General features: G+C 64.9%; 25 protein-coding genes. 15 read left to right on the top strand and 10 right to left on the bottom strand.

Features of this window, described 5'->3' with window-relative positions:
- From ADADO0_RS16225 to rplS, 6 genes are all read left to right on the top strand, one after another.
- Nucleotides 1-669, top strand: coding sequence for a hypothetical protein (locus tag ADADO0_RS16225; RefSeq protein ID WP_511306214.1), 669 nt, complete (start codon nt 1-3; stop codon nt 667-669).
- Nucleotides 666-1,841 (top strand): alanine racemase, encoded by a 1,176-nt coding sequence (locus tag ADADO0_RS16220; protein ID WP_511306213.1) that lies wholly within the window; start codon nt 666-668, stop codon nt 1,839-1,841. Before ADADO0_RS16225 ends, ADADO0_RS16220 begins: the two co-directional genes overlap by 4 nt.
- Before the next feature lie 146 nt (nt 1,842-1,987).
- Nucleotides 1,988-2,449 (top strand): ATP-binding protein, encoded by a 462-nt coding sequence (locus tag ADADO0_RS16215; protein ID WP_511306212.1) that lies wholly within the window; start codon nt 1,988-1,990, stop codon nt 2,447-2,449.
- 159 nt (nt 2,450-2,608) lie between these two features.
- Complete coding sequence (locus ADADO0_RS16210; RefSeq protein WP_511306211.1) at nt 2,609-2,911, top strand: STAS domain-containing protein; 303 nt, start codon at nt 2,609-2,611, stop codon at nt 2,909-2,911.
- A gap of 63 nt (nt 2,912-2,974) precedes the next feature.
- Entirely contained in the window at nt 2,975-3,688 is a 714-nt protein-coding gene (gene trmD / locus ADADO0_RS16205; RefSeq protein WP_511306210.1) for a tRNA (guanosine(37)-N1)-methyltransferase TrmD, read from the top strand.
- Nucleotides 3,689-3,807: 119 nt separating this feature from the next.
- The gene (rplS, locus tag ADADO0_RS16200) at nt 3,808-4,227 is read left to right on the top strand and encodes a 50S ribosomal protein L19 (protein WP_511306209.1); all 420 of its coding nucleotides are present in this window, start codon (nt 3,808-3,810) and stop codon (nt 4,225-4,227) included.
- Nucleotides 4,228-4,283: 56 nt separating this feature from the next.
- Here rplS and ADADO0_RS16195 read toward each other — a convergent pair whose 3' ends face one another.
- Nucleotides 4,284-5,207: a hypothetical protein gene (locus tag ADADO0_RS16195; protein ID WP_511306208.1), complete on the bottom strand. Its 924-nt coding sequence runs from the start codon at nt 5,205-5,207 to the stop codon at nt 4,284-4,286.
- Between the two features lie 94 nt (nt 5,208-5,301).
- Between ADADO0_RS16195 and ADADO0_RS16190 the strand changes: the two genes are divergently transcribed.
- The 4 genes from ADADO0_RS16190 (at nt 5,302) to ADADO0_RS16175 (ending at nt 11,070) form a co-directional block, all read left to right on the top strand.
- Nucleotides 5,302-8,316, top strand: a complete 3,015-nt coding sequence (locus tag ADADO0_RS16190) for a hypothetical protein (RefSeq protein WP_511306206.1) — start codon at nt 5,302-5,304, stop codon at nt 8,314-8,316.
- Nucleotides 8,317-8,472: 156 nt separating this feature from the next.
- Nucleotides 8,473-9,063 carry an ANTAR domain-containing response regulator gene (locus tag ADADO0_RS16185; RefSeq protein WP_511306205.1) on the top strand — a complete coding sequence of 197 codons (591 nt, stop codon included), beginning with the start codon at nt 8,473-8,475 and terminating at the stop codon, nt 9,061-9,063.
- Nucleotides 9,060-10,196, top strand: coding sequence for a CmpA/NrtA family ABC transporter substrate-binding protein (locus ADADO0_RS16180; protein ID WP_511306204.1), 1,137 nt, complete (start codon nt 9,060-9,062; stop codon nt 10,194-10,196). The genes ADADO0_RS16185 and ADADO0_RS16180 overlap by 4 nt, the downstream gene beginning before the upstream one ends.
- 28 nt (nt 10,197-10,224) lie before the next feature.
- The gene (locus ADADO0_RS16175) at nt 10,225-11,070 is read left to right on the top strand and encodes an ABC transporter substrate-binding protein (protein WP_511306203.1); all 846 of its coding nucleotides are present in this window, start codon (nt 10,225-10,227) and stop codon (nt 11,068-11,070) included.
- Nucleotides 11,071-11,128: 58 nt separating this feature from the next.
- Here the strand turns inward: ADADO0_RS16175 and ADADO0_RS16170 are convergent, their stop codons facing one another.
- The 7 genes from ADADO0_RS16170 to ADADO0_RS16140 all read right to left on the bottom strand — a co-directional run bounded on the left by ADADO0_RS16170 (nt 11,129) and on the right by ADADO0_RS16140 (nt 17,897).
- Nucleotides 11,129-12,922: a sulfatase family protein gene (locus tag ADADO0_RS16170; protein WP_511306202.1), complete on the bottom strand. Its 1,794-nt coding sequence runs from the start codon at nt 12,920-12,922 to the stop codon at nt 11,129-11,131.
- Nucleotides 12,923-13,000: 78 nt separating this feature from the next.
- Nucleotides 13,001-13,348, bottom strand: a complete 348-nt coding sequence (locus tag ADADO0_RS16165; RefSeq protein WP_511306201.1) for a cupin domain-containing protein — start codon at nt 13,346-13,348, stop codon at nt 13,001-13,003.
- A 12-nt stretch (nt 13,349-13,360) separates the two neighbouring features.
- Nucleotides 13,361-14,113: a 2-dehydro-3-deoxy-D-gluconate 5-dehydrogenase KduD gene (gene kduD / locus ADADO0_RS16160; protein WP_511306200.1), complete on the bottom strand. Its 753-nt coding sequence runs from the start codon at nt 14,111-14,113 to the stop codon at nt 13,361-13,363.
- Nucleotides 14,110-14,949 carry a 5-dehydro-4-deoxy-D-glucuronate isomerase gene (kduI, locus tag ADADO0_RS16155; RefSeq protein WP_511306199.1) on the bottom strand — a complete coding sequence of 280 codons (840 nt, stop codon included), beginning with the start codon at nt 14,947-14,949 and terminating at the stop codon, nt 14,110-14,112. The genes kduD and kduI overlap by 4 nt, the downstream gene beginning before the upstream one ends.
- Nucleotides 14,950-14,980: 31 nt before the next feature.
- Complete coding sequence (locus tag ADADO0_RS16150; RefSeq protein ID WP_511306198.1) at nt 14,981-16,261, bottom strand: TRAP transporter large permease; 1,281 nt, start codon at nt 16,259-16,261, stop codon at nt 14,981-14,983.
- 11 nt (nt 16,262-16,272) lie between these two features.
- A complete protein-coding gene (locus tag ADADO0_RS16145; RefSeq protein WP_511306197.1) occupies nt 16,273-16,806 on the bottom strand; it encodes a TRAP transporter small permease in 534 nt (177 codons plus the stop codon).
- 104 nt (nt 16,807-16,910) lie between these two features.
- Complete coding sequence (locus ADADO0_RS16140; RefSeq protein ID WP_511306196.1) at nt 16,911-17,897, bottom strand: TRAP transporter substrate-binding protein; 987 nt, start codon at nt 17,895-17,897, stop codon at nt 16,911-16,913.
- A 165-nt stretch (nt 17,898-18,062) separates the two neighbouring features.
- On the opposite strand from ADADO0_RS16140, the gene ADADO0_RS16135 reads away from it, so the two are divergent.
- On the top strand, nt 18,063-18,734 hold the full coding sequence (locus ADADO0_RS16135) for a GntR family transcriptional regulator (protein WP_511306195.1): 672 nt from the start codon (nt 18,063-18,065) through the stop codon (nt 18,732-18,734).
- A gap of 245 nt (nt 18,735-18,979) precedes the next feature.
- Here ADADO0_RS16135 and ADADO0_RS16130 read toward each other — a convergent pair whose 3' ends face one another.
- On the bottom strand, nt 18,980-20,512 hold the full coding sequence (locus tag ADADO0_RS16130) for a D-arabinonate dehydratase (RefSeq protein WP_511306549.1): 1,533 nt from the start codon (nt 20,510-20,512) through the stop codon (nt 18,980-18,982).
- A gap of 149 nt (nt 20,513-20,661) precedes the next feature.
- Here ADADO0_RS16130 and ADADO0_RS16125 point away from each other — a divergent pair, with 149 nt between their 5' ends.
- The 4 genes from ADADO0_RS16125 (at nt 20,662) to ADADO0_RS16110 (ending at nt 24,865) form a co-directional block, all read left to right on the top strand.
- A complete protein-coding gene (locus tag ADADO0_RS16125; RefSeq protein ID WP_511306194.1) occupies nt 20,662-21,450 on the top strand; it encodes a GntR family transcriptional regulator in 789 nt (262 codons plus the stop codon).
- Nucleotides 21,451-21,455: 5 nt separating this feature from the next.
- Nucleotides 21,456-22,892: a glucuronate isomerase gene (gene uxaC, locus ADADO0_RS16120; RefSeq protein ID WP_511306193.1), complete on the top strand. Its 1,437-nt coding sequence runs from the start codon at nt 21,456-21,458 to the stop codon at nt 22,890-22,892.
- A 13-nt stretch (nt 22,893-22,905) separates the two neighbouring features.
- The gene (locus ADADO0_RS16115) at nt 22,906-24,381 is read left to right on the top strand and encodes a mannitol dehydrogenase family protein (protein WP_511306192.1); all 1,476 of its coding nucleotides are present in this window, start codon (nt 22,906-22,908) and stop codon (nt 24,379-24,381) included.
- 103 nt (nt 24,382-24,484) lie between these two features.
- A complete protein-coding gene (locus ADADO0_RS16110) occupies nt 24,485-24,865 on the top strand; it encodes a hypothetical protein (RefSeq protein WP_511306191.1) in 381 nt (126 codons plus the stop codon).
- A 53-nt stretch (nt 24,866-24,918) separates the two neighbouring features.
- Here ADADO0_RS16110 and ADADO0_RS16105 read toward each other — a convergent pair whose 3' ends face one another.
- Nucleotides 24,919-25,617, bottom strand: a complete 699-nt coding sequence (locus ADADO0_RS16105; RefSeq protein WP_511306190.1) for a GntR family transcriptional regulator — start codon at nt 25,615-25,617, stop codon at nt 24,919-24,921.
- Between the last annotated feature and the right edge of the window lie 2 nt (nt 25,618-25,619).

Below are 25,619 nucleotides of genomic sequence, written 5' to 3'. Positions count from 1 at the left end.
GTGCCGGGTATTGAAAACCTTCGATGGCGAGACCTGCAGGCAAGCGATCTCGATCTGGTCGAGACGCTGCATCGCGCTGTCATGGCGGGGCTCGGCCCCGACGTGGTGAAGCCCGAGACCCGCGCCTTCCTGGCCGACATGCTCGGCGCACGCGGCAATATGATCGGGGCGTTCGATGGTGCCGCGCTGGTCGCCTATGGCGTGCTTCAGCACGACATTCCCCCTTATGACGACCCGCGCCGCGAGATCGGCCTGCCGCTCGATGCCCCGCTCATGAAACTCGCCGGAGCCTCGGTGGCGCCGGCTTATCGCGGCCGCAGCCTGCAGCGCGAAATGATCGCGGCGCGGGTGAGCTTGGCCCTTCAGATGAGCACGGTCGCCGCGCCGGTGCTGTTCGCCACCTCCGCCCCGGCGAACCGCGCAAGCTGGACAAATCTTCTCGCCGAGGGGTTCACTATCCGCGCCATCAAGCCGTATTACGGCGGATACCTGCGCTATGTGATGGTGCGCAATACCGAGGCGATGGAGCTGGAGAGCGCGATGTCCGTGGACCCGAGCGCATTGCCCGAGCAGGCCGCGCTGATTGCCGACGGGTGGCGCGGCGTCGAACTGCGCCAGGGTCCGGCCGGCCCGGTCATCGCCTTTGCCCGCGCGGCGACCGCGCCGTGACCGATTCGCTTCCCAAAGACCGTCCGTCCCTGGTGATTGATCTCGACGCGGTTCGGCAAAACTTTCTCACCGCCCGTGCGGCCTATGACGGGAGCAGCCTCGGCGCGGTGGTGAAGAAGGATGCGTATGGGCTCGGCGTCGCGCATATCGCTCCGCTGCTCCATGACCTCGGCTGCCGCGACTTCTGGGTGGCAGACTTCGACGAGGCGGTCGAGTTACGCCGCATCCTGACGCAGGGGCGCATTTTCGTCCTGCACGGGCTCGCCGGCAACGCGCCGGCGGATTTCCGCGCCATCGGCGCGGTGCCGGTATTGCTGGATATGGACGAAATCCTACGGGCCTCCGCCGCAATCGGCCCCCGTCCGGAGGTGGCGATTCATCTCGATACCGGCATCAATCGGCTCGGCATCGACCTTGCTGACGTGCGTACGCTTGCCCAGGACCCCTCCCCCCTCGCGCGGCTTTCAGTTGCGGCATACGTCACCCACCTCGCCCGCTTCGCCACCCCTTCGGCGCCGCAGAACCGTTGGCAGTGGCTGCGGTTCCGCGCCTGGACACGCGTGCTCCCATCCGCCCCCTTGAGTTTTTGTGCCTCGGCTGGCGTGTTCGGCCCGCGCGATCGGCATGTGGATCTCGCGCGCGTCGGCAGCGCGCTCTACGGGGTGGAAACCACCCCCGCCCGCCCCCAGCCGATCATTCCAGCCGCGACGCTAAGCGCGCCGATCCTGCGCCTCCATGAGGTGCCCAAGGGGGGAGAGATCGGCTATGGCGGGGTTTATCAGGCCCCCGGCCCACGCCGCATCGCGCAGGTGGCGGCGGGCTATGCGGCGGGGATTCCGTTCTCGTTCCGCAAGCCCTGGCATGTGATGCTGGATGGCCATTGCGCGCCGATCGTCGCCGGAACCGCCATGAGCCTGATCAGCATCGACGTCACCGACCTGCCTCCCGGCCTCGCGCGCCCCGGCGCCCAGGTCACGATCTTCGGTCCTGACCTGCCGGTCAGCGCCTTTGCAGAGGCGGCCGGTGTTGCGCCCAACGTCATCATGGTCGCTGCCGGCCGTGGGGTTCGCCGGATTTATCACGACACGGCGCGCGACCTGCCGGGCAAGACTGAAGCCATCGTCCCCAGGCGCCTGGATGAGCCGATTGCCGGAGCCAGCGGGGACATATAGCGTGGCGTCGGCTCAAGCGACGTGGCGTCAAGAATCACGCGCAAACATATCGCTGGGCGGTGGCAGGCAAGCGGCGGCGCCGCGCTTCCGACCACCACGGCGCGGCGGCGGCATACCAGTCCTCAAGCGGGCACGCGGACCCCTCCATGACCCCCTCTCTCGGCGAAAACCTTGTGTCATCGCTCACCATCGGCGCGTCGGTGGAGGAGATTGCCAAGGTTTCGGAATGGCTCGATCACGTTGCCGACGAGGCCGGTTGGCCGGACCGGCTGCGCTTCGGCATGGAACTGAGCCTGGAGGAGGCGCTCGCCAACGTCATCCTCTACGGCTTCCCGGAAAGCGGGCGTGCCACTCATGAAGCGCCAGCGATCCGCGTCGACTATCTCAGCCTGCCCGCCGAACAGGTGGCGGTGCGCATCGTCGACAACGGTGTCGCGTTCGACCCGACCGCGGTGGCGGCGCCCGACCTCGCCGAAAGCGTCGAAGAGGCGCGCATCGGCGGCCACGGCGTCCGGCTGATGCGGCATTTCCTTCAAGAGATTGCCTATGCGCGCATCGGCGCGGAAAATCAGCTTACGCTGGTCGCAAGTCTCCCGGCCCCGGAGTGAAGGCCGGCAAGTAACGCCAGAACGGTTGCAACCAGATACCGCCACCTTAACCTGATGGTGATTGCTTCCGCGTTTGCGCATGTGTGCAGTGCATTGCGCCCAATGGCGAATAAGGCTAATCGAAACCCTGACGCACAATATTTCACCGGGATGAGGCTGATGCAGATTGAGCGTGAACAGGCTGGGTCGGACGTGGTGCTGAAGGTGTCCGGGCGGCTCGACACTCCCAATGCCAAGCCGTTCGAGGCAAGTCTCCTGGAGACGATCTCTGGAACCGCCGGTGCGATCACCGTCGATCTCGCCGGAGTGGATTACGTCTCCTCTTCCGGTCTGCGGGCGCTTCTCGTGGCCGGCAAGGCGATGCGTGTCGCCAAGCGCGAATTGGCGCTGCGCGCACTGCAGCCGCAAATCCGCGAAGTCTTCGATATCTCGGGCTTTTCGACCCTCTTCGAGATTCGCTAGACCTGCGGACCCTGAAGGGTCGCATTTGACGTTCGGCACGCACGCGCCCATCACGGCGGGATAATGTTTCGCGCCACTATCCTCACAATCTATCCCGAGATGTTTCCCGGGCCTCTCGGCCATGCCCTGGCGGGCAAGGCCCTGGCGGCGGACCTGTGGTCGCTTGAGACAACTCAGATTCGCGACTTCGCGCTCGACAGGCACCGATCCGTGGACGACACGCCGGCTGGCGGCGGACCCGGCATGGTAATGCGGGCTGATATTCTGGCTCGCGCTGTGGATGGGGTCTCTCCACCAGATGACCCGCGTCCGCGCCTGCTGATGACGCCGCGCGGCCGCCCGCTCACCCAAGCTCGGGTCGCCGCGCTCGCGCAAGGCCCCGGCGCCGTGATCCTGTGTGGGCGCTTCGAGGGTGTGGACGAGCGCGTGATCGCCGCGCGCAGTCTCGAAGAGGTCTGCGTCGGAGACGTGGTGCTGTCCGGCGGGGAAAGCGCAGCTTTGCTGCTGCTGGATGCCTGCGTGCGGCTGCTTCCCGGTGTCATGGGGAAGATCGAGAGCGGAACCGACGAGAGCTTCTCGGACGGGCTGCTGGAATATCCGCAATATACCCGCCCGCAGATATTCGAGGGCGTGGGCATCCCGGAGGTGCTGACCTCGGGCAATCATGCGCGCATCCGCGCCTGGCGCCACGCGCAGGCCCTTGAGGCCACCGCAGCCCGCCGGCCCGACCTGCTGGCGCAGTGGGAACATGACGGCCCTATGAATGAAAGCACATGACAGGCCGCGCATTCTGGGATATAGGCCGCCCGTCCCTTTAATTTAAAACAACACGATGTGGTGCCGGGGCAACGGTCCGGAAACGGAGCGCGCATGGCGACCGCTAGAGGTATGGCGACATGAACATCATTCAGACACTCGAAGCCGAGCAGGCTGCTCGGCTTTCCGAAAAGCGTGCAACCCCCGAATTCCAGCCCGGCGACACGGTCATCGTGAACGTGAAGGTGGTCGAAGGCGAGCGCACCCGCGTTCAGGCCTATGAAGGCGTGGTGATCGCCCGTTCCGGCGGCGGCATCAACGAGAGCTTCACCGTCCGCAAGATTTCCTACGGCGAAGGCGTGGAGCGCGTGTTCCCCGTTCATTCCCCGCTGATCGATTCAATCAAGCTGGTGCGTCGCGGCAAGGTCCGTCGCGCGAAGCTGTATTATCTGCGCGACCGTCGCGGCAAGTCTGCCCGTATCGCCGAGCGCACCGACCGCACCACCGAGAAGCGGGTCAAGGGCCCGGCGACCACCCCGCCCCGCGTGCGCGCCGAGTGATCCTGCACGTTTGCTGAGGTTTTAGCGCCGCCGGTCTCCGGCGGCGTTTTCTTTTGTCAGAGCACCTCGATGATCGGGCGGGCATGAGCCATCAGCCGCCCGTAAAGGCCGTCCGGGTCCGCCTCATAGGCCCTCCGCACGCGCTGGAGCGCCGCCGCCCCGCCGCCGCGATGGCCGGCGCCGCCCACATGCAGCCATCCATCCGCCAGCAGGTAAGGCTCGGTCTCACCGGTTTCCGGGTCGCTCACATCGACCTCGAACGTGTGCGCCCGCTGCAGGGCAGGCAGCGACAGGCCCCGATAAAGGACGCGCCAGTTCTGGCCGCCGGTGTCGAGGGTCAGAGGGGTGTCCGTGCCGAAATCCAGCGGGAGGCTTTCCACCGCCGCGAAGTCGAACACGCTATACCCCGGCCAAAGATACCAGCCACCGAACTTCCTGCCCCTGCGCACCATGCCGTAGACCGGCTGATCCGCGACGCACGCTTGCAGGTTCTGCTTAGCCAGCGGGATCAGGTCATGATCGATCAGCGCGAAGCCACTGGGGCGCAGCGGACGGATGAGATTGCTCCAGATCCAGTTGAGCGCGACCCCGTGGGAGCGCGAGCCGTTCGGGCGGGACGAGACCTTCGGCGCGGGCGGCATGGGGCAGTAGAGATGCCCGGCTTCGGCGCAGATCGCGGCGATACGGGTTCGGGCAAGGGGATCGCTGGAATTGTCGCACACCACCAGGGGCAGGTCTGGCATGGCGCGCGCCAGAGCCTGCGAGAGGAACGCGATCGCCTCCGGCAGATTGAACGCAACAGTGAAGGCGACGAACTGTCCTTGGAAACGCGCGAGGTCCGCCAGAAATGCATCCTGTCCGTGCGCCCGGCGTGACTGATAGATCCGGTCCACCGCGACGTTTCGTAGCCGCCGCGCGCCATGCGTCAACGGCAGCGCCCGCATCCAGTCGCCTAGCGCATAATCCTTGAGGTCCCGCATAGACTTGGCTTTTCGCGGTGCCTGCCTCCGGCGTCAAGCCACGGGCTAGCATTTCGGGGGGAGATCGTGCCAACGTCGCGGGAAGGAGGATCGCATGGGTAGATTTCGCACTTGGTTCGGCGGTTTCGCGTGGGGCCTCGTCTTCGGCCTCATCTGCGCGAGCGTGGGATGCGTTCTCCTGTTCCGCCCCGACTTCATCGAGCGGCTGAGGGCGGAACGGCCTTTCAGCGCCACTGCGCCAGCGCCCGCCGCGGCCCCAGTGGCGGTGGCACCGCCCGGCGTGGCACCCACAGTGGCCCCACAGGCGGCGGCGAATATCCCTGCCTTTTTCATCAACACCACCACCAAGGAGGCGTTGGACAAGGGATTTAACCCGCCGCGCGCGTTTTCCGCCGGCGACGATCTGGTGATCCGGGGCACCAACACCAGTTCCGACCCCCTCAATCTCTCAGTGCGCATCGACGACGCCAATTCCAAGAATTGGCTCACCAACTTCAACGTCAATTCCAATTTCCCGCCCGGCCCGTTTGTCATGCGGGTGCCGCTGAACAATCTGCCAACGCCAAGCCAGACGGCGCTCAACGTCGGCGCACTCACGCGCTTCATCGTCTTCACAGACCAGGGCACCCCGACAGCGCAGATCGAAAGCGTGAAGATCGAGCCCCGGCAGACCTCCGGCGCGCTGCCCGGCACCACCAAGACCGCCGCCAATCCCGTCAAGGACGGTCAGGTGTGGCTGAAGGGTGCCACGCTCACGGCGGCGCAGGATTTTGCGACGCCGGTTTCGTTCGAGGCCAACCAGGATCTGGTGGTCACCGGCGTTAACACCTCCACAAAGCCGGTGACGATCTACCTGAGGGTCGACGATGTCGCGTCGACCAACTGGTATTCCAGGGCGGGAGCGTCCGGCACCTATCCGCCCGGCCCGTTCGTCTTGCGCTCCTCCGTTTCTTCCTGGGTCACGCCGTCCAAGGCGCGGCTCGACCGCACACAAGTGAAGCGCATCGTCGTCTCCAACGGCGATGGCGAAGGCCCCATCAAGCTGACCGATATGCATGTGGAGGCGGGCTCCCCGGTCCCGCCGGACGCATTGGCGCTTCGTTTCGCGCCGACCGGGGACATCCAGGTTCCAGGTTTTGAGACCGTGCTGCCCAACGACCCGCGCCTGTCACGGCCTGCCGGCGCTCTGGTGCGCACCCAAAACGATCCGCTGCTGTCCAGCGGCCTCAACGGCCTCGACACAATCACCATTCCCTGGACCAAGAGCAGCACCGCCACGGTCTCGCTGTGGACGGAAGACCAAGGTGAATGGGAATATTTTCCACACTCCCTGAACCGCACCATCATTATCAACGGGCAGGTGGTGCTTCAGCAGAGCCTGACACCGCAGGAATGGGTGGATCAGGTCTATAAGCGCAACATCTGGAAAGAGGCCATGATCGATGGCGGTCCATGGGAGATTTACGCGCGCGACCGCGCGGGTCTCATCACCGCCACCGTCCCCGTGATCGACGGCAAGATCGTGGTGCAGCTCAAATCCGACCAGCCGCCGAACAACGGCTATCTTGCCGCGATGGTGATCGAGCCCGGCGACAGCGACAAGGCGGTGGACGCCATCGAAGCGTGGCGAAAGGCCCGCTATCTGGAACGCTGGCCGGTGGTGGACAAGCCGGTCGACCCCAACCTTGCCAAGGATGTGACGCTGCGCATCCTGCCTTCAGGCTCGCCCCGCAGTCAGCATCCGTTCTGGGACCCGTCCCTGCCGTTCCAGGCGAACTTCCGAGCGCCGCGCGGCGGCATCGTCTCGCTCGACTTCCTGGCCTTCTCCAATCAGGACGACCTGATGCCGGACGTCTCCGTGAGCGCGCCGGCCGGCATCTCCACGTTCACCCGCTGGGGCAAATGGACCTATATGCGCCGGGGCGTCGCCGAAGGCGGCCTCGCCATCACCTCCGACGTTCTGGACGGCGACCTCTCTCACATGCGGATCGCCAACGGCATCCCGCGCCGGCTCAACGTGACCTTCACCGTGCCCGACAATGCCACCGGCACGCTGCCCATCACCCTCTCGGTGGACATCGCGGGGACGCAGGTCCAAGCCTCAGCCATGGTCGAGGTGATCCCCCTCCTCCTCCCGCCGGCGGACCGGCCGATCGGCTATTACATGGCTGCGCCGAACTGGGAGGTGTGGTGGCCGCCCGCGCCTGATGAAGCGGACCGGGGCATGGCGTGCGACTACAATGCCCTGCGCGGCTTCGGCATTACCGGTCTGTCTCCCGACACCGTGGCGCCCACGCCGGACAAGCTCTCCCGCTATGTAAAGCAACTGAGCCTCGCGAAACAGGCCGGCTTCCTCGCCCCCTATTTCGACTACACCTCGGTCAAATACATGCAGCACAGCACCGGCTTCTCGAAGGTCGGTCCGAACATCGCGTCTGCCCAGCGCGCGCTGGTCGCCGCCGGTGTTCCCAACCCGCTGTGGTCGATCGCCGACGAGCCGGAGGCGGGAGATGCCGGCTTTGCCGATCTGAAGGGGGTACGGGATGCCATCAAGGCGACCGCCCCCGACGCACTGATTTCAGGCCAGCTCAACAATACCAAGTTGCGAAACTATGCCCCGCTGTTCGACACCGTGCTGGTGAACGACGGCTTCGGGGTCAGCGCCTCCGGCTTCCAGCAGTTGCGGTCGCAGAAGGTCATCCCCTGGATGTACAACATGCCCGACTTCCGGGCCGCAGCCGGTTTCCTCATGTGGCGCACCGGGGCGCGCGGCTATTTGCAGTGGCACGCCCGCGCCTGGACCGGCGATCCCCGCGATCCCACCGACGGGCGCGAATCGGACTATGCCATGCTGCCGCTTGCCGGCGACCGCTGCAGCCCCGCGCCGACCGTCGATGCGCTGGTCATCACCACCAGTGAGGGCATTGAGGATCTGCGCTGGCTGCTGTGGCTTGATGAAAAGGCCACCGGCGATTCAAAGGCCCGCGCGCTGAAGGATTCCCTCACTCAGGCTGTCCCCGCCGATTGGGCGGCTTTCCTGAAAACACCGCCGTCCCTGCCGGCGCTGCGCGCTCAGATCATCGACTTCGCCCTTGCCTCAGGCAAGTAGCGGTGATCGGCAGCCGCCGTTTCCAACGTGAAACCTTAGCTGTTCCCCGGCTGAACAGCTAAGGTTGCCACCGCCGCCCTCTCTCCTTGAGGGCCAGGACCTCAGGAATTTGGTCCGCTTTTTGCTTTGTACGAAGCACTCAACAGCGCAAGGTTCATGGCGAACGATCTCTCCCTGCGCATCGTCATCGTCGATGACAGTCCGGTTCGCGCGGCCATCCTCGGTGAGGGGCTGCGGGAGGCGGGATATGTCAACGTGCTGCGCCTGGAGGGGGTGAACAACCTTCTGGAGCGCATCTACGCCATCGACCCCGACGTCATCATCATCGACCTGGAAAATCCCAGCCGCGACACCATCGAGCAGATGTTCCATGTCAGCCGCGAGGTGAAGCGGCCGGTGGCCATGTTCGTGGACCAGTCGGACAGGTCCACCATCGAGGAGGCGATCGCGGCGGGCGTCGCGTCCTACGTGGTGGATGGCCTGCGAAAGGACCGGCTGCGGCCGATCCTGGAAACAACGATTTCTCGCTACCGTGCCTTCGCGCGTTTGCGCGAGGAGCTTGAGGAGGCCCGGAGCCAGCTTGAAGAACGCAAGCTGGTGGACCGCGCGAAACTCATTCTCATGAAGGCCAAGAATATCGACGAGCAGACCGCTTATGGCCTCATCCGGCGCACCGCCATGAATGAGAAGAAGCGGCTGGTGGATATTGCGCAATCGGTCATTACAGCCGCGGAGCTTCTGCGATGAGACGCCTCGCCATGGGCTTCATTCCCCTCACCGACGCGGCGGTCTTGATCGCGGCGGCCGAGCGCGGCTTCTCCATGGCGGAGGGGATCGAGATCGACCTGCACAAGGAGGTCTCCTGGGCCAATATCCGCGACAAGGTGAATGTCGGCCTTCTCGATGGCGCCCATATGCTGGGTCCGCTCGCCATCGCATCCTCCCTGGGCCTTGGCCATGTGCGCGTACCCCTGGTGGTGCCATTCGCGTTGAACCTGAACGGCAGCGCCATCACCATCGCCAAGGATGTCTATGCCGAGATGGGCGAGACCGGGGATGATCTCTCTAACGCCCTGGGCGCCGCCGGCGCGCTGGGCAAGGTGGTGGCGGCGCGGCGTGCTGCCGGGCGCGATCCGCTTACCTTCGCGGCGGTCTATTCCTTCTCCACCCATACCTATCTGATCCGCCATTTCCTGAAAGCAGGCGGCATCGATCCCGACAGGGACGTGCGCCTTGTGGTCATCCCGCCGCCCTTCATGGCAGAGAGCCTGCGCAACGGGCTTATCCACGGTTTCTCCGTCGGCAGCCCCTGGAACAGCGTGGCGGTGGACGCGGATGTCGGGCGGATCGCGGTCCTGGGCGCGGAGATCTTCGGCTGGGTGCCGGAAAAGGTGCTGGGCGTTCACGCCCGCCTCGTGAACACCGAGCCGGACCTGCTGCGCCGCCTGGTGCGCGCGCTGCATGCCGCCGCCCGCTGGTGCGAGGACCCGGTCAATCACGAAGACCTCGCGCGCCTGCTGGGTGAGCCGCGCTACCTCGGCCTGCCCGCCGACATTCTGCGACGGACCCTCGACGGGCGCCTCCACACCGCGCCCGGTGGCGCATCGCGCTCCCATCCCGACTATCTCGTGCTGAACCGCGACAACGCCAATCGGCCGGATCTCGGCCATGCCTTGTGGATGTACGGCCAGATCGTCAAGGCACGGCAAGGGGAATGGGCAGCGGATGCCGCCCGCGAGGCGATTTCGGTCTATCGTCCAGACCTTTACGATGCAGCAGTGGGTCCGCCCGTTCCCACCGCTGCGCATGTGCCCGACTGCGTGGCCACACAGTTTGGCGAGGTGTTCGACGCCGACCGTTTCCTTTCGACGGGAGAATGAGGTCATCGGCCTAAGCGGAAACCCTATCGTGAAGCGACGCGATCTGCTCGGCGGCCTCGGCGCCCTGGCCTTGGCGCCGGGCCTGTTCGTCTGCGGCACGCGTCCGGCGCGCGCGGCGGCGCCCCTGCGTGTGGCCTCCGCCTTGCCCGATCCGCCGTTTGAGGTCGTCATCGAGGACAAGCCGCCCGCTGGCTTCGACATCGAGTGGACACAGCTCATCGCCCAGCGCCTCGGGCGGCCCTGGCAACTCGTGCGCTACACCGGTGCGGACTTCAACGGCGTCTTCGCGGGGCTCGACGCCGGCACCTTCGATTGCGTTGCCTCCGGCACGACGATGACGCCGGAACGCGCGAAGGTGGCGGACTTCTGCGAGCCCTATGCCGTCTCCGGGCAGTCCCTGGTGGTCAACAAAACGCGCCTGCCACAGGTGAAGTCCATCGACGACCTCAAGGGCCTGACCATCGGCGTTCAGAGCGGCAATACCAGCCAGCCGTTCGCCCAGAGGCTGGTTGCCGAAGGCCGGGCGAAGGCGGTGAAGATTTATCCCTACAACCGCATCGGCCAGGCTCTGGTGGATGTCGCCAAGGGCCGCTGCGACAGCTTCATGAAGCTTGCCCCTGTCATGGGCGTGCTGCTGCGGGACTTTCCCGATTTGCGCATCGTGCAAAGCGCGATCACCTGCGAGTTCATCGCCCTCAGCGTGCGCAAAGGCGACACCGCACTGCGCGACACGATCAACCACGCGCAGGCCGATCTCGCCCGGGACGGCACGCTCGATGCGTTGATCGCGAAATGGCTGAAGGTGGGCACGACCAGCGTCGCCAACGCCTCGACGCTATTCCCGCCCGAGATGCTCAAGGCCGCGTTCCGCTAAAGGCGAGGGGCGGAGCGACCAGGTGCGTTCCGAAGCCTAAAGGGCCTTTGGAAACCCGCTATCGCTGGTCTGCCGTGGGAAATATCCACCGGCCGTTCTTGAATGGCAGGAAGCTGCCGTCGTCCACGCCAACTTCCCTGGCGATGAGGCTGTTCAGTGTCGTGTTCAGCGCCAGGATGAGGTCGCCTTTCGCCTTGCCTGACAGGGCGAGGTTGTTGACCTCATCCGGGTCATCCTGAAGGTCGTAGACCTCAAGATCGTTCTTCGCCGTCAATTCCTCCCACGTCGTGGGCGTATTGAATCCCTGGGGCGAGAAATAGCGGCTGAAGCGGTAACGCCCGTCGAACATGCTGCGGATCGAGCAGCGGAGCTGGAAATCCGGCGGATTGGCCCGCATGGCGGCGATGCGCTGGTCCAGGCTCAGATTGCTGTTCGACTTCACATCAAAATGAGCCGCCCATCTGGCGTCCTGGTAGCTCAACATATTGTAGCAGAACAGCGATCCCGGCCGCAGCGTATCCGGTTTGGCGGCGCCGGGCGCAGTCAGGAGCGGAGAGAAATCGTGGCCCGGCAGGCCGTCAGCCGTCGCCTTCAGCTTGTCCGGCGCGGCGCCGGTCAACGCGAGGATCGTCGGCGTCAGGTCCACCTGGGACGTAACGGCATCGCAGGCGAGACCGCCGGGATAGGCGGGGTGGACGATCATCAGCGGCAAGTGGTTCTGCTGGCGATAGGTGGAATTACCCTTGCCGCGCATCTGGTGGTGGCCGCCAAGCTCCCCGTGGTCGGCGGTGAAAATGATGATCGTGTCATCCGCCATGCCATTGGCCTTCACGGCCTTCAAAACCCGCGTCACCTGCAGGTCGCAATCCCGGATGCAGTTGAAATAATAGTTCTGGAGCAGGCGCCAGCGGCGATCCTCGTCGGGCCACTGGCCGACCAGCAGGTCGATCACCTTCTGATAGGTCTGCTGCGCCATGGGCCTGCCCGGCGCATCGAAGGCTTGGGTGCGGGTGGAAGGCAACGGCACGTCCCAGTCGGCCTTGTAGAGTTCGTTCGCCGGCGCGCGGGCGATCGGCATGAGCGACTGCTTGCCCTGGACTGTCTGCCCCGGCAGGTCCGAGTTGATGAACATCACGTCGTGCGGATTGACGAAGTTCACCGCCAGGTACCATGGCGTGCCGGCTGCGCGCAGGTCCTGCCCCTTGGTCCGCAGCCAGCGCGTCACGAAGGCGGTGGTGGTGTCGTCGTAATTATAGCCGCCCAGCGTGCGGTCATTGATATCGCCGACACCGAAGAAATCATCGAAGCCATAGCTCTGGATGATCTTGCGATAGGCCAGAAGCGGAGCCTCGATGGCCTCGGACACCTGATCGAGATTGATCGAAAGGTGCCACTTGCCCTGGTAGGCCGCGTGATAGCCGAGTTGTGAGAGGCGGTGGCCGATGGTTTTCACATCGGTCGACATATCCGCCTGCCAAAGGGCGTTGGCGTTGTCATAGACACCGGTGTGCGGAATGTGCTGGCCGGTATAGAGCGTCGAGCGCGCCGGCGAGCACACACACGACGCCGCCTGATGATTGCGGAAGGTAATGCCGTTGGCCTTGATCCATTCCCGGCCGGGCACCGGAAACGGCCAGGCATCGAAGAAATGCTCCTGGTCCACCAGGATGAACAGAATGTTGTAGCCACCCGGCGGTGCGTCCGGCCCCTTCACGGGCCGGACCGCTCCCGCCGGCACTGCATCCGCCGAGTGCGCGACCTGGGGCAGGAGGCTCGCGCCGAGCAGGGCGGCACCTGATGTGAACAGTTCGCGGCGTGACGGTGCGGGCTTTCCGTCTTTGTCCTTCGCCATAGCCCAGACTCCAGCCAGATACTGGCGGAACTGTCTCAGCTTTCAAAGCCGTGGACCAGGGCAAAGGGCTGACGCGCTCTATCCCTTGATGAACTCAGCACGCATGGGTGTGAACACGTCGATCAGGACGCCCGGCTCGATGCATTCGCAGCCGTGCCAGAGGCCGGTGGGCACGTAGAAGCTGTCGCCCGCTTTCAAGCGCGAGGTCTTGCCGTCGATGGTGGCATCGAACACGCCGCTCTCGACGCTGGTGATCTGAACATGCGGGTGGCTATGGAATGCGCCGCACGATCCCGGCTTGGTGGCGATCACGCGCACCAGCATGATCTCGTCGTTATAGGTGAGGATCTGCCGGCGGATATTATCGTCCACCACCTCGGTTTCGGTGGTGTCCGCATAGCCGAAGAACGCGCCCTTTTCCGTCATCCTGAAATCTCCTCAGCGGGCCAGCCAGCCGCCGTCCACGGGCAATACCACGCCATGCACATAAGTGGCGGCGGACGACGCCAGAAACACCGCCGCACCGCCAAGCTCCGACGGCTCTCCCCAATGACCCGCCGGAATACGGGCGAGGATGTCGGCCGAGCGTTTGGGGTCGTTGCGAAGCGCATCGGTGTTGTTGGTGACGAAATACCCCGGCGCGATGGCGTTCACATTGATCCCCTTGCCCGCCCATTCGCAGGCCAGCAGCCGGGTGAGGCCGGCCAACCCGCTCTTGCTCGCGGTGTAGGAGGGAACGCGGATGCCGCCCTGGAAGGACAGCAGCGAGGCGATGTTGATGACCTTGCCGCCCGCGCCATCCGCGATCCAGCCGCGCGCGAATGCCTGGGTCAGGAAGAACGCGCCCTTGAGGTTAACATCCATCACCGCGTCCCAGTCGGCTTCGCTAAAGTCGATGGCATCGGCGCGGCGGATGATGCCGGCATTGTTCACCAGAATATCGACGCGCCCGCCCTGCCCCGCCTCCGCGACGATGCGCGAGATCGGCTCAAGCGTGCCGAGATCCGCCTTCACCTCGGTGAAGGCGACGCCTGTGTGGCGCAGCTTTTCCCCCGTGTCTTCCATCGACGAGCGGCCCACCGCGACGATCGCCGCGCCGGCCTCGGCCAGCGCCACCGCGACCGCCTGTCCAAGCCCGGTATTCGCCCCGGTGACGACGGCGCGCTTGCCCGAGAGGTCGAACGGGCTCACCGAAGCTGATCCATGGGCACGACGTCCATGTCGGTATAGTCGATATTGTCCCCGCCCATGCCCCAGATGAAGGTGTAGGCGCGGGTGCCGACGCCGGAATGGATCGACCAGGGCGGCGAGAGCACCGCCTGCCCGTTCGCCACCACCAGATGCCGGGTCTCGGACGGCTCGCCCATTATGTGAATGACCCGCGCGTCCGCTGCCACGTCGAAATACAGATAGACCTCAGAACGGCGGTCATGGACGTGGCACGGCATGGTGTTCCAGATGTTGCCTTCAGCGAGTTGAGTCATGCCCATGACGAGCTGACAGGACTGCACCACGTCGGGGTGGATCATCTGGTAGATCGTGCGCTTGTTGGCGGTCGTCTGGTCACCAAGCGGGACACTTTTCGCCTCCGAAACCTTCACCACCTTGCTCTCGTAGCGGGTGTGAGCCGGGGTCGAGAGCAGGTAGAATTTGGCCGGAATCTTGGGGTTGTCGGACGTGAAGCGCACCTCCTTCGTCCCCATCGCCACATACAGCGCATCACGATGGTCGAGGGCATAGACGACGCCGTCGGCCTCCACCTTGCCAGGCCCGCCGATGTTGAAAACGCCCAGTTCGCGCCGATCAAGGAAGTTCGGCGAGCCGATGGTCGCCTTGTCGCTCTCAAGCTTCAGCGGCGCGGACAGCGGGGTCACGCCGCCCACCACGAACCGCTCGATGTGGGAATAGGTGAGATGCACCATCCCCGGCTCGAACAATTCCTCGATGAGGAAATGCTGGCGCAGTTCGTCGGTATCGAAAAAGCGGACAGCGTCAGGGTGGCACACATGGCGCACGTCAGTGATCATGAAAAAGACCTCGATGAAAAGGGTGCCCGCCTCAGTGGAACAAGGCAGGCAGCCAGAGGGAAACAGCGGGGATATAGGTGACAAGCATCAGCACGAAGATGCTGGCGCCGAAGAACGGCCATATCGTCTTCATCGCCTCGCCGATGGTGATCTTCCCCACCGCGCATCCCACAAACAGCACCGAGCCCACCGGCGGGGTGTTAAGGCCGATGCCGGCGTTGAGGATAAGGATCACACCGAACTGCACCGGATCAATGCCGAACGCCTTGATGAGCGGCAGGAAGATTGGGGTGCAGATGATGATCATCGGCGCCATGTCCATGAACGTGCCGAGAACCAGCAGGATGATGTTGATGAGCAGCAGGATGACGTACTTGTTGTCGGAGATTGACTGCATCAGCTCGATGGTGGCCTTGGGGACCTGGAGGAAGGCCATGAGCCATCCGAAGGCGCCGGCCGTGCCGATCACCAGCAGCACCATGGCCGTGGTGCGCACCGCGCCGAGCGTCGCCTCCCAGAACGCGGCCAAGTCCAACTCGCGATAGACGAAAACCGTCACCAGTAGCGCGTAGATCACGGCGATGCAGGAGGATTCCGTCGCGGTGAAAATGCCCGAGCGCACGCCGCCGAAGATGATGCCGATCAGCAGGATGCCGGGGATCGCCTGCACCACCGAGCGCCCGACGCCTGCCCAGCCGGGGAACGTGCCGGCCGGGTAGTTGCGCCGACGGGCCACCACATAGGCAGTGATCATGAGTGCGATGGCGAGCAGGATGCCGGGCACGACGCCGGCGGTGAACAGGTCGGCGATAGAGATGGTCCCGCCGGCCGCCAGGGAATAGATGATCATGTTGTGCGACGGCGGTATCAACAGCGCGATGATCGCGGCATTGACCGTCACGTTCACAGCATAGTCCTTGGCGTAGCCGCGCTTTTCCATCTGCGGAATCATGATGCCGCCGATGGCCGAGGCGTCCGCCACCGCCGATCCGGAGATGCCGCCGAACAGGGTGGAAGCCACCACGTTCACCTGGCCGAGGCCACCGCGCAGATGACCGAACAGTGATGCCGCCATGCCGATGAGCCGGTCGGCGATGCCGCCGCGCATCATCAGGTCGCCGGCGAAGATGAAGAACGGGATCGCCAGCATGGAGAAGGCGTTCATGCCGGAATTGATCTGCTGGAACACCACGATGGGTGGCAGGCCCATGTAGATCACGGTCGCCAGCGACGCGAGGCCGAGGCAGAAGGCCACCGGCATGCCGATGACGAGAAGCAGGGTGAATGCCCCGAACAGGATGGTCATGGCCATGGCGCGGTTTCCTACTCGACCGTATGCACGCCATGCAGGGGAACCTCTTCCACCTCCCTGCTTGTCGCGTGGACCAGAAGCTTTTCCAAAGAGAACAGAGCAATCATCACGCCCCCGCCCGCCAGGGGCAGGTAATCGACGCCCTGTGGCAGATTGACTCCGGCCATCTTGGCGGCCCAGGTGCCCATCGCCAGCGCCCAGCCGTACCAAGCCATGGCGATGCCGAAGAACAGCACCAGAAGGTCGGTAACGATCTCCATGGCGCGGCGCAGCGGCGGGGGGGCATAATGCAGGCCGATTTCGAAGCCGAGGTGGTTCCCCTCGCGCACGCCCACCGCCGCGCCGAGCAGGATGAACCAGCTCATCAGCAGCAGGGAGAAGGGCTCGGTCCAACTCGGCGAGTCGTTCAGGATGTAGCGGCCGATGACCTGCCATGTCACGCAGCCGGTCATAACCAGCAGGCCGATACCGGAGATCCACAGCGCGGCGTTCGACAGCCGGCGAACCGCACGGTGGAGCTGGAGCAAGGCGGGGGTTTTACCCATGGTGCTCTGCCTCTGGGATGATGTCTGGCTCATGGCCTGAAACCGCAATCGGGACATCGAAATGGAAGGAGTGGCCCGGCGCACGCCGGGCCACGTTTTTCAGATCACTGGGTCGCTTTGATGCGCTCTACCAGGCTCTTCATCTTCTCGGAGGTGACGAACTTGTCGTAGACCGGCTTCATCGCGTCGATGAAAGGCTGCTTGTCCACCTCGTTGATAATGGCGCCGCCCTTGATCACAATGGCCTTCGACTGCTCGTCGCGTGCGGTCCACAGTTCGCGCATCTTCTTGGTGGCTTCGACACCAGCCTCCTTGAAGAGCTTCTGGTCCGCAGGAGACAGCTTGTCCCACGCCATCTTCGACATCACGAAGACTTCGGGGGCCATGGAATGCTCGGTCAGCGAGAAGTATTTCGCGACTTCGTAGTGCTTCACGGACTCATAGGACGGGAAGTTGTTCTCCGCCCCGTCCACGAGGCCGGTCTGCAACGCGGAATAGAGTTCGCCGAACGGCATCGGCGTCGCATTGGCGCCGAGCGCGTTGATCATGGAGATGAACAGATCCGACTGCTGGACGCGGATCTTCATGCCCTTCATGTCGGCCAGCGTCTTGATCGGGCGCTTGGAATTGTACATGGAGCGCGCGCCGGAATCGAAGAAACCGAGCACTATGAGGCCGTGCGGCTCGAACGCCTTGGCGATCTCCGCGCCGAGCGGACCGTCCACCACATGGTACATATGCTCAACGGACCGGAACAGGAACGGCAGGCCGAGAACCGCGGTTTCAGGGATGAGATTGTTGAACGGCGCGGTGTTCACGCGGTTCAGATCGATGACGCCGAAGCGCGTCTGCTCGATGGTCTCCTTCTCCTGGCCGAGTTGGCCGGAGAAAAACACCTGGACGTTGTATTTGCCGTTGGTTTTATCCGACAGTGCCTTGCCGAAATACTTCACCGCTTCCACGGTGGGGTATCCATCCGGATGGATGTCTGCGGAGCGCAAGGTCACGCTCTGCGCAAAGGCGGGAACCACGGGGGCGATGGAAAGGGCAGCAGCCAGCGCAATCGCACGGCGACGGGTAAACATGAGCATTCTCCCTAGGCAGAAACGATATCTTTTTCGGGTCCGGCCTTGGTGGCCATGTTGTTGGTGGGATGGACGAGCCCATCCGGTTTAACCTAGCGTCAGCGGAGTCTATGCTCCATTTCGCTTCTTGTATGGTAGTATGAATTTGCACGCAACTGGGGAGGGCGCCCGTTGGACGCCATAAGAGTTCCGCCGCAAGGGTCTGCGGCGCGTAAAGTGGAGGCGGAGCTGCGGCGCGCCATCGTGGCCATGGCGCTGCCGCCTGGCACGCGCCTGTCCGAAGCCGAAATCGCGGAACGCTACGGCGTGTCCCGGCAGCCGGTCCGTGAAGCGTTGATCGGTCTCGCCCGTACCCGCTTGGTGGAAATCCAGCCCCAGCGTGGCACCGTGGTGGTCAAGATTTCCGTGAAGAAGATGATGGAGGCGCGGTTCGTGCGCGAGGCCATCGAGGTGGCCGTCGCCCGCCGCGCGGCGCAGGGTTTCGACCCCTCCGCGCGCAATCGGGTCGAGGATCTCCTGGACCTTCAGGCCAACGCGGCAGCGCGCGGCGACCACGAGGCGTTTCAACGCTATGATGAGATGTTCCATATGACGCTGGCTGAAGGGGCGGGCTGCGCCCTGGCCTGGGAAGCGATCAGCGACATCAAGGCCCATATGGACCGCGCCTGCCACCTCACCCTCGCCGGGTCCATGGCGCCGCTGGTGGACCAGCACCGCGCCATCATCGCAGCCGTGGAAATCAGCGATCCCGATGCTGCAGGCGAGGCCATGCGGTTGCACCTCAGCGAAATCCTGCGCGCCCTGCCGAAGGTTGAAGCGGAGCACCCGGACCTGTTCGAATAGGGCCCTTGTCCTGGACAAATGACGGCGAAGCCGGAGTGCAGATCCGGGATCCAGCGCGAAAATCTGCCGTAGGCACTTCCGCTCGCCAGTGCCGCGGCGCGGCAATGGCGCATCGACGCTAGGCGCGGGATGCCGGCTTCGCCGTACCATTGCGCCGGCTCCCGGATCTGCGCTCAGCCTACGGCTTCGCTTGTCCGGGGAAAATCCCGCTCTTTTCCCTGCGATATGAAAGCCCCCCGGCATCATCACATCACCGCCCCGATTTGCCAGGGAACGAACTCGGCGTCGCCGTAGCCCAAATCCTCGGATTTGGTGCGCTCCCCCGAGGCGACGCGCACCACCAGGTCGAAAATCTCGGCGCCCTTCTGGTCAAGCGGCACGCCCTCAAGCACGTCGCCGCAATTGATGTCCATGTCCTCAGTCATCCGGGCATAGATGTCGGAATTGGTGGCGAGCTTGATGGAGGGGGTCGGCTTGCACCCGAAGGCAGAGCCGCGCCCCGTGGTGAAGCAGATAAGGTTCGCCCCGCCGGCCACCTGCCCGGTGGCAGCAACAGGGTCGTAGCCGGGCGTGTCCATGTAGACGAAGCCGTGCGCCGTGACCGGCTCGGCATACTCATAGACTGCGTTGAGCGTTGAGGTGCCGCCCTTCGCCGCCGCCCCCAGCGACTTCTCAAGGATTGTGGTCAGCCCGCCGGCCTTGTTGCCGGGCGAGGGATTGTTGTTCATCTCCCCGCCGTTACGGGTCGTGTAGTCTTCCCACCACTTGATGCGGGAGACCAGCTTCTCCCCGATTTCACGGGTCGCGGCGCGGCGGGTCAGCAAATGCTCCGCGCCGTAGATTTCCGGGGTTTCGGACAGGATCGAGGTGCCGCCATGCCGGACTAGAAGGTCGGAGGCGATGCCAAGCGCGGGATTGGCAGTGAGCGCGGAATAGCCATCCGAACCGCCGCACTGGAGCGCAAGAACCAGTTCGGACAAGGGCCGCGTCTCGCGCTTCAGCGCGGCTGCCGCCGGCAGCATTTCCCTCAGCGCGCCCGTAACCTGCTCCACGGTGCGGCGCGTGCCGCCCTCATCCTGGATGGTGAGGGTGCGGAAAGTGTCTGTCTCCTCCACCCCATATTCCGACTTGAACCGCGCGATCTGGAACATCTCGCACCCAAGACCCACCATCACCACCGCCGCAAAATTGGGGTGTGTGGCATAGCCCCATAGCGTGCGGCTGAGGATGTCGTAGCCCTCGCCCTTCGAGGCCATGCCGCAGCCGGTGCCGTGGGTGATCGGCACGATACCGTCAATGCCGGGAAACCATTCGGTGAGATCGGAGCGCTCAAGTGCCTGCGCCGCAAAGCGAGCCACCGAGGCCGAGCAGTTCACCGAGGTGAGGATGCCGAGATAATTGCGCGTGCCGGTGCGGCCGTTCGAGCGGCGATAGCCCTCGAACGTGCCCCGCTCGCCAGGAGGCAGCAGCAGGTCGTCCTTGGCGTCCGCCGCGAACGCATAGTCGCGGGCAAAATCGTGAAGAGCAACATTGTGTACATGAACATGCGCGCCGGCCGCGATGGGTGCGGACGCAAAGCCGATGATCTGGCCGAACTTGAGGATCGGCGCGCCCTCGGCGATCGGCTCCAGCGCAAACTTGTGGCCCCTCGGCACACGCGCAGGAATGGCGATGCCTTCGATGGAGACCCCTTCGGGAAGTGCGTCGAGCGCGACAGCGACATTGTCGCGTGGCGACAGGCGCAGGGTGCGCGGCGGGGCGGCGCCGACCAGTGTCATCATGGCAACCTCCCCTCCCCGCACGCCCGAGGCTTTCCCTTGGCGCGGCTTGTTTCCGCCGCCTTTTCGGCAAGCGATTATTGACGCTTCTGATATGCTAATATATCAGTGCCGATACAAGTACAAGAAAATGGTTCGGAGGAATCGCGTTGGCGCTGGGCGAAAAAAGCGCGCTGGGTAGCCTTTCAGGCAACGCCACCCCGCGCCTGGAAAGCCTGCGCGGCGTCACCGCATCCGCGCGCATTCATGCGGCTCTGCGCGAGCAGATCATAGGCATGGAGATCGCGCCGGGCACCGCGCTTCAGGAAAAGCAGATCGCGCTATCCTGCGGGGTCAGCCGCACTCCGGTACGCGAGGCGATCCTGAAACTCGCCGACGAACGCCTCGTCGATATCTTCCCCCAATACGGCACCTTCGTTTCGCGCATCTCCCTGCCCGCCGTGCGCGATGCCATGGTGATCCGGCAGGCCCTGGAGCGCACCGCCGTGCGCGAGGCTGCGGTGCGGGCGGATGCCGCCGCCATCGCTTTGCTGCGCGCCGGCCTTGCGGCGCAGCGGGCCGCCCATGAGAGCGAGCGCATCGACAGCTTCCACACTGCGGATGAGGACTTCCATCAGACGGTGGCGGAGATTTCGGGCCACCCGAACCTCTGGCGTGTGGTGCGCCACGAGAAGGCCCAGGTGGACCGCTGCCGCATCCTCACTTTGCCGGCGACCGATCGGCGCGCGAGCGTTATCGCGGAGCACACCGCCATCGTCGATGCTCTCCAGAAGGGCGATCCCGATAAAGCGGAGGCTGCCATGGCGCGGCACCTCGACCGGGTGCTCCCGAGTGTCGGCGAACTCGTCTCCGCCCACCCCGATTTTTTCGACGAGCCCGTTCCGGACGCCGCTCCGCCGCCCCCCCCTGCTCAGAAACTCAAGACACGTTCGAGGTGATTGTCATGCCCGCACTGGCCCCGCGCGCGCACGCTGCCCCCTTCCTGCATCCCGACCGGCTGTTTCCGGCCGAGCCCGAGGTTCGCGCCATTGCCCGCTGGCTCTACGAGGAGGTGAAGGGCCTGCCGCTGATCTCCCCGCACGGCCACACCGACCCACGCTGGTATGCCGAGAACGCCCATTTCCCGGACCCCGCCCAGCTCTTCGTGGTGCCGGACCATTATATTTTCCGCATGCTGTACAGCCAGGGCGTGCCGCTTGAAGACCTCGGCGTGCCGCGCAGGGATGGCGGTCCGGTGGAGACGGACGGGCGGACCATCTGGCGGCGTTTTGCCGAGCATGCCTATCTGCTCCGGGGCACGCCGACCCGGATGTGGCTGGACCATGCTTTTTCCACGCTGTTCGGCATCGACGAGGTCCTGTGCCCCGGCAACGCCAACGACACCTATGACATCATCGCCGCAGCGCTGCGCACCGATGCGTTCCGGCCTCGCGCGCTGTTTGAGCGGTTCAACATCGAGGCCATCTCCACTACGGAGAGTCCTCTGGACGACCTGAAGTGGCACAAGATGATCCGCCAGTCCGGCTGGAAGGGCCGCGTCGTCACCGCCTATCGGCCGGACCCGGTGGTTGACCCCGATTTCGAGGGTTTCCTCGGCAATCTCACCAAGTTCGGCGATCTCACGGGAGAGGATACGCTGTCCTGGAGGGGCTACCTCGCGGCTCATCGCAAGCGGCGTGAATTCTTCAAGAGCTTCGGCGCCACCTCCTCCGACCACGGCCACCCCTCGGCGTTGACCGCCGACCTCTCAACTGCCGACGCGGAATATCTGTTCGAGCGGATCAAGGGGCACGAGCGCACCCCTGAAGATTCCGAGCTGTTCCGCGCGCAGATGCTCACCGAAATGGCCCGCATGTCGGTGGACGACGGGCTGGTGATGCAGATCCATCCCGGCTCGGTGCGCAATCACAATGGCGGCGTGTTCGCACGCCACGGCCGCGACATGGGCGCTGATATTCCCAGCCGCACCGATTACGTGCGCGCCCTGAAGCCCCTGCTTGACCGCTTCGGAAATACGCCGGGCCTCACCATCGTCCTGTTTACGCTCGATGAAACCGCCTATTCCCGCGAACTGGCGCCGCTGGCGGGGCATTATCCGGTGCTGCGCCTCGGCCCTCCGTGGTGGTTCTTCGACAGTCCTGAGGGCATGCGCCGGTTCCGCGAGCTGACCACCGAAACCGCCGGCTTCTACAACACCGTCGGCTTCAACGACGACACCCGCGCCTTCCCCTCGATCCCCGCGCGACATGACGTTGCGCGGCGGGTGGATTGCGCTTTCCTGGCCGGCCTTGTGTCGCAGCACCGGCTCGGCGAGAACGAGGCCCGCGAGGTCGCGCACGATCTCGCGTACACGCTGGCCAAGCGCACCTATAAGCTTTGAGACGGAGATTGATGTGAGGCTGTCCGCCGCGACCCTGGAACACCTGCCGAAGACCGTGGTGCGCCCAGGCTATGACCTGCGCGCCGCGAAGGTCGGCATCGTCCATCTCGGCGTCGGCGCCTTCCACCGGGTCCATCAGGCCGTCTACATGGATGACCTGCTGGAACTCGGCCATTTGGACTGGGCGATCTGCGGTGCCAGCCTGCGCTCGCCAGATACGTCCGATGCCCTCGACCCGCAGGACGACCTCTACACGCTGTGCGTCCGCTCCGGTGCGGGAGACGACCTGCGGGTGATCGGCGCGCTGCGCCGCCTACTCGTGGCACCGCGCGCACCGCAATTGCTGCTGGCAGCCATGGCGGATCCCGCCGTGCGCATCGTCACCCTCACCGTGACCGAGAAGGGCTATTGCTACGACCCGGCAGCCGGCGGGCTGGATGAGGAACACGCCGACATCATCGCGGACCTCGCGACGCCCCATAGCCCCCGCAGTGCCCCGGGCTTCCTGGTGGAGGCATTGCGCCTGCGTCGTGCCGCGGGCGTCGCGCCGTTCACAGTGCTGTGCTGCGACAACCTCCCCGCCAATGGCGAGACGGTGGCGAAGGTGACGCGGCGCTTCGCGGAACTGCGCGATCCTGCACTTGGCGCCTTTATCACCGATGAAGTCGCCTTCCCCTCCACCATGGTGGATCGCATCGCCCCGTCCACCACCGACGAGGACCGTCGCACTGTCAGCGAACGGCTCGGGATGGAGGATGCTTGGCCGGTTATGGCTGAGCCCTTCAGCCAGTGGGTGATCGAGGACCGCTTCCCCACCGGCCGCCCGCCATTCGAGGCGGTCGGCGCGCAGATGGTGTCGGACGTGGCCCCGTTCGAGCACATGAAGCTGCGCCTGCTCAACGGCAGCCATTCCACTCTTGCCTATCTCGGCTATCTCGCCGGTTACGAGACCATCGCCGACACCATGGCGGCCGCGCCTTTTGCGCGGCTTGTGGAACGATTGCAGGACGACGAGATGACGGCCACCGTCCACATGCCGAAGGGCACCGATCTCAAGGCCTACAAGCGGGCCTTGCGCGCGCGGTTCAAAAATCCCGCGCTGCGCCATCGCACCTGGCAGATCGCCATGGATGGAACCCAGAAATTGCCCCAGCGCCTGCTGGCACCGGCGCGCGAGCGTCTCGCCCTGGACGCCTCCGTCGATTTCATCGCCCTCGGTGTGGCGGGGTGGATGCGCTACGTGACGGGACTGGACGAGAAGGCCCAGCCGATCGACGTGCGCGACCCGCTGGCCGCCCGCCTGCGAGCGATCGCGGACGAAGCCGGGCCGGACGCGAACCGCCTGGCACCGGCGCTCCTTGCGGTGCGCGAGGTGTTCGGCGATGACCTGCCGCGCGACGAGCGTTTCACCCGTCCCGTTCGCCGCTGCCTGGACCTGCTGCTCAGAGAAGGCGCAGCCGCGACCGTGGCGCGAGTGACGGGCCGATAACACGCGCGCCGTTGCCGCAGCCTTGGCCTTTTGCCGCATGCTAAGGTCAAGCTGCGGCTATCGTTTCCTCGGGGCGACGGGCCGTTATTCGGGGGAATAGACCATGCGGATCATCTCAGGCGCGCTCGCGTGCGCGCTCCTGCTCGGCGCGACCGCAGCCCATGCGCAAGCGAACAAATCAGGCTGGTGGGTCCGCATGGACACGGCCGTCACAGTTGCCGATACGGTGGAACTGAGCACCGGCACGGCGCGGGCAAACCTTGCTCCCGCCCATACCTGGACCAAGGGCGCGGCCGCCGAATTCGACCTTCCCGCGGCGCTAAACAGCGCAACCGCCATCACGGTGCGCGCCAAGGGCACGCCCGCGCAGGCGGATGTTCGCTTCTGCGTATATTATGGGGCGACGGCCGTGGAGGAGTTCGACTTCGACGGCACCGACACCGAAACCGTCCGGCAGAACGGACACGAAGAAGACTGCCGCTGAGACCCGCGAGGTCCTGCCGGCGGCTCAACTTCCGTCGGCGAGTACCTAAGGTTTCAGCCGGTGCGCGAGGCTTCGGCATAGGGCGCGAGCAGGTCGCGGATGCCCCAGTCCTTGTCCCGCGAGGCGGTGTCGATGGCACGGGACAACACGGCTTCCAGATGGTCGTGCATGAGATGCTCAAGCCGCGCGATGTCACCGTCCACCAGACAGGTAACAAGGTCACGGTGTTCCTGCACTGAACAATCGGTCCAGCGCGGGCGCCCATAGAGACCGAGAATAAGTGCGCTGCGCCCGACGAGTTGGCGCATGTAGCGGACGAGCAAAGGACTGCCCGTCATCTCCGCCAGCACCAGATGGAACTCGGCGGCGTGGCGGATATATTCCGGCCGGCCCTCGCGATGAGCACTCTCCTCTGCCTCGATCTGGGCGTTAAGGCGCACCACTTGGGCGGGGGTGAGGTGGCCGCAGAGGCGACGAATCACCAATTGCTCGACGTCTTGGCGAACGCTGAACAGGTCGCGGGCCTCCTCAAGCGAGGGCTTGGCGACGGCGGCGCCGCGGTTCGGGCGGATGTCCACCAACTCTTCGCTCGCCAGAAGCTCCAATGCCCGCCGCACAACCGTGCGGCTTGCACCGAACTGTTCGCCGATCGTGTCTTCGGGTAACTTCGTGCCCGGCTGGAGCGCCTGCTCCAGGATTGCGAGGCGCAGACCCGCATAGATCGCGTCGACTCGTTCGCCCCGCTGCTTCATCC

It is taken from the genome of Aquabacter sp. (genome assembly GCF_965279295.1).
In the GTDB taxonomy this organism is placed as follows: Bacteria; Pseudomonadota; Alphaproteobacteria; order Rhizobiales; family Xanthobacteraceae; genus Aquabacter.
This window is presented reverse-complemented; position numbering and strand designations above follow the sequence as displayed.

Excerpts from the sequence above, each read along its gene's own strand:
- uxaC (WP_511306193.1), top strand. The coding sequence starts at position 21,456 with ATGCCCGCACTGGCCCCGCGCGCGCACGCTGCCCCCTTCCTGCATCCC.
- ADADO0_RS16210 (WP_511306211.1), top strand. The coding sequence starts at position 2,609 with ATGCAGATTGAGCGTGAACAGGCTGGGTCGGACGTGGTGCTGAAGGTG.
- ADADO0_RS16190 (WP_511306206.1), top strand. The coding sequence starts at position 5,302 with ATGGGTAGATTTCGCACTTGGTTCGGCGGTTTCGCGTGGGGCCTCGTC.
- ADADO0_RS16110 (WP_511306191.1), top strand. The coding sequence starts at position 24,485 with ATGCGGATCATCTCAGGCGCGCTCGCGTGCGCGCTCCTGCTCGGCGCG.
- ADADO0_RS16185 (WP_511306205.1), top strand. The coding sequence starts at position 8,473 with ATGGCGAACGATCTCTCCCTGCGCATCGTCATCGTCGATGACAGTCCG.
- ADADO0_RS16165 (WP_511306201.1), bottom strand. The coding sequence starts at position 13,348 with ATGACGGAAAAGGGCGCGTTCTTCGGCTATGCGGACACCACCGAAACC.
- kduI (WP_511306199.1), bottom strand. The coding sequence starts at position 14,949 with ATGATCACTGACGTGCGCCATGTGTGCCACCCTGACGCTGTCCGCTTT.
- ADADO0_RS16145 (WP_511306197.1), bottom strand. The coding sequence starts at position 16,806 with ATGGGTAAAACCCCCGCCTTGCTCCAGCTCCACCGTGCGGTTCGCCGG.
- ADADO0_RS16195 (WP_511306208.1), bottom strand. The coding sequence starts at position 5,207 with ATGCGGGACCTCAAGGATTATGCGCTAGGCGACTGGATGCGGGCGCTG.
- ADADO0_RS16150 (WP_511306198.1), bottom strand. The coding sequence starts at position 16,261 with ATGGCCATGACCATCCTGTTCGGGGCATTCACCCTGCTTCTCGTCATC.
- rplS (WP_511306209.1), top strand. The coding sequence starts at position 3,808 with ATGAACATCATTCAGACACTCGAAGCCGAGCAGGCTGCTCGGCTTTCC.
- ADADO0_RS16180 (WP_511306204.1), top strand. The coding sequence starts at position 9,060 with ATGAGACGCCTCGCCATGGGCTTCATTCCCCTCACCGACGCGGCGGTC.
- ADADO0_RS16170 (WP_511306202.1), bottom strand. The coding sequence starts at position 12,922 with ATGGCGAAGGACAAAGACGGAAAGCCCGCACCGTCACGCCGCGAACTG.
- ADADO0_RS16215 (WP_511306212.1), top strand. The coding sequence starts at position 1,988 with ATGACCCCCTCTCTCGGCGAAAACCTTGTGTCATCGCTCACCATCGGC.
- ADADO0_RS16130 (WP_511306549.1), bottom strand. The coding sequence starts at position 20,512 with ATGACACTGGTCGGCGCCGCCCCGCCGCGCACCCTGCGCCTGTCGCCA.
- trmD (WP_511306210.1), top strand. The coding sequence starts at position 2,975 with ATGTTTCGCGCCACTATCCTCACAATCTATCCCGAGATGTTTCCCGGG.
- ADADO0_RS16140 (WP_511306196.1), bottom strand. The coding sequence starts at position 17,897 with ATGCTCATGTTTACCCGTCGCCGTGCGATTGCGCTGGCTGCTGCCCTT.
- ADADO0_RS16105 (WP_511306190.1), bottom strand. The coding sequence starts at position 25,617 with ATGAAGCAGCGGGGCGAACGAGTCGACGCGATCTATGCGGGTCTGCGC.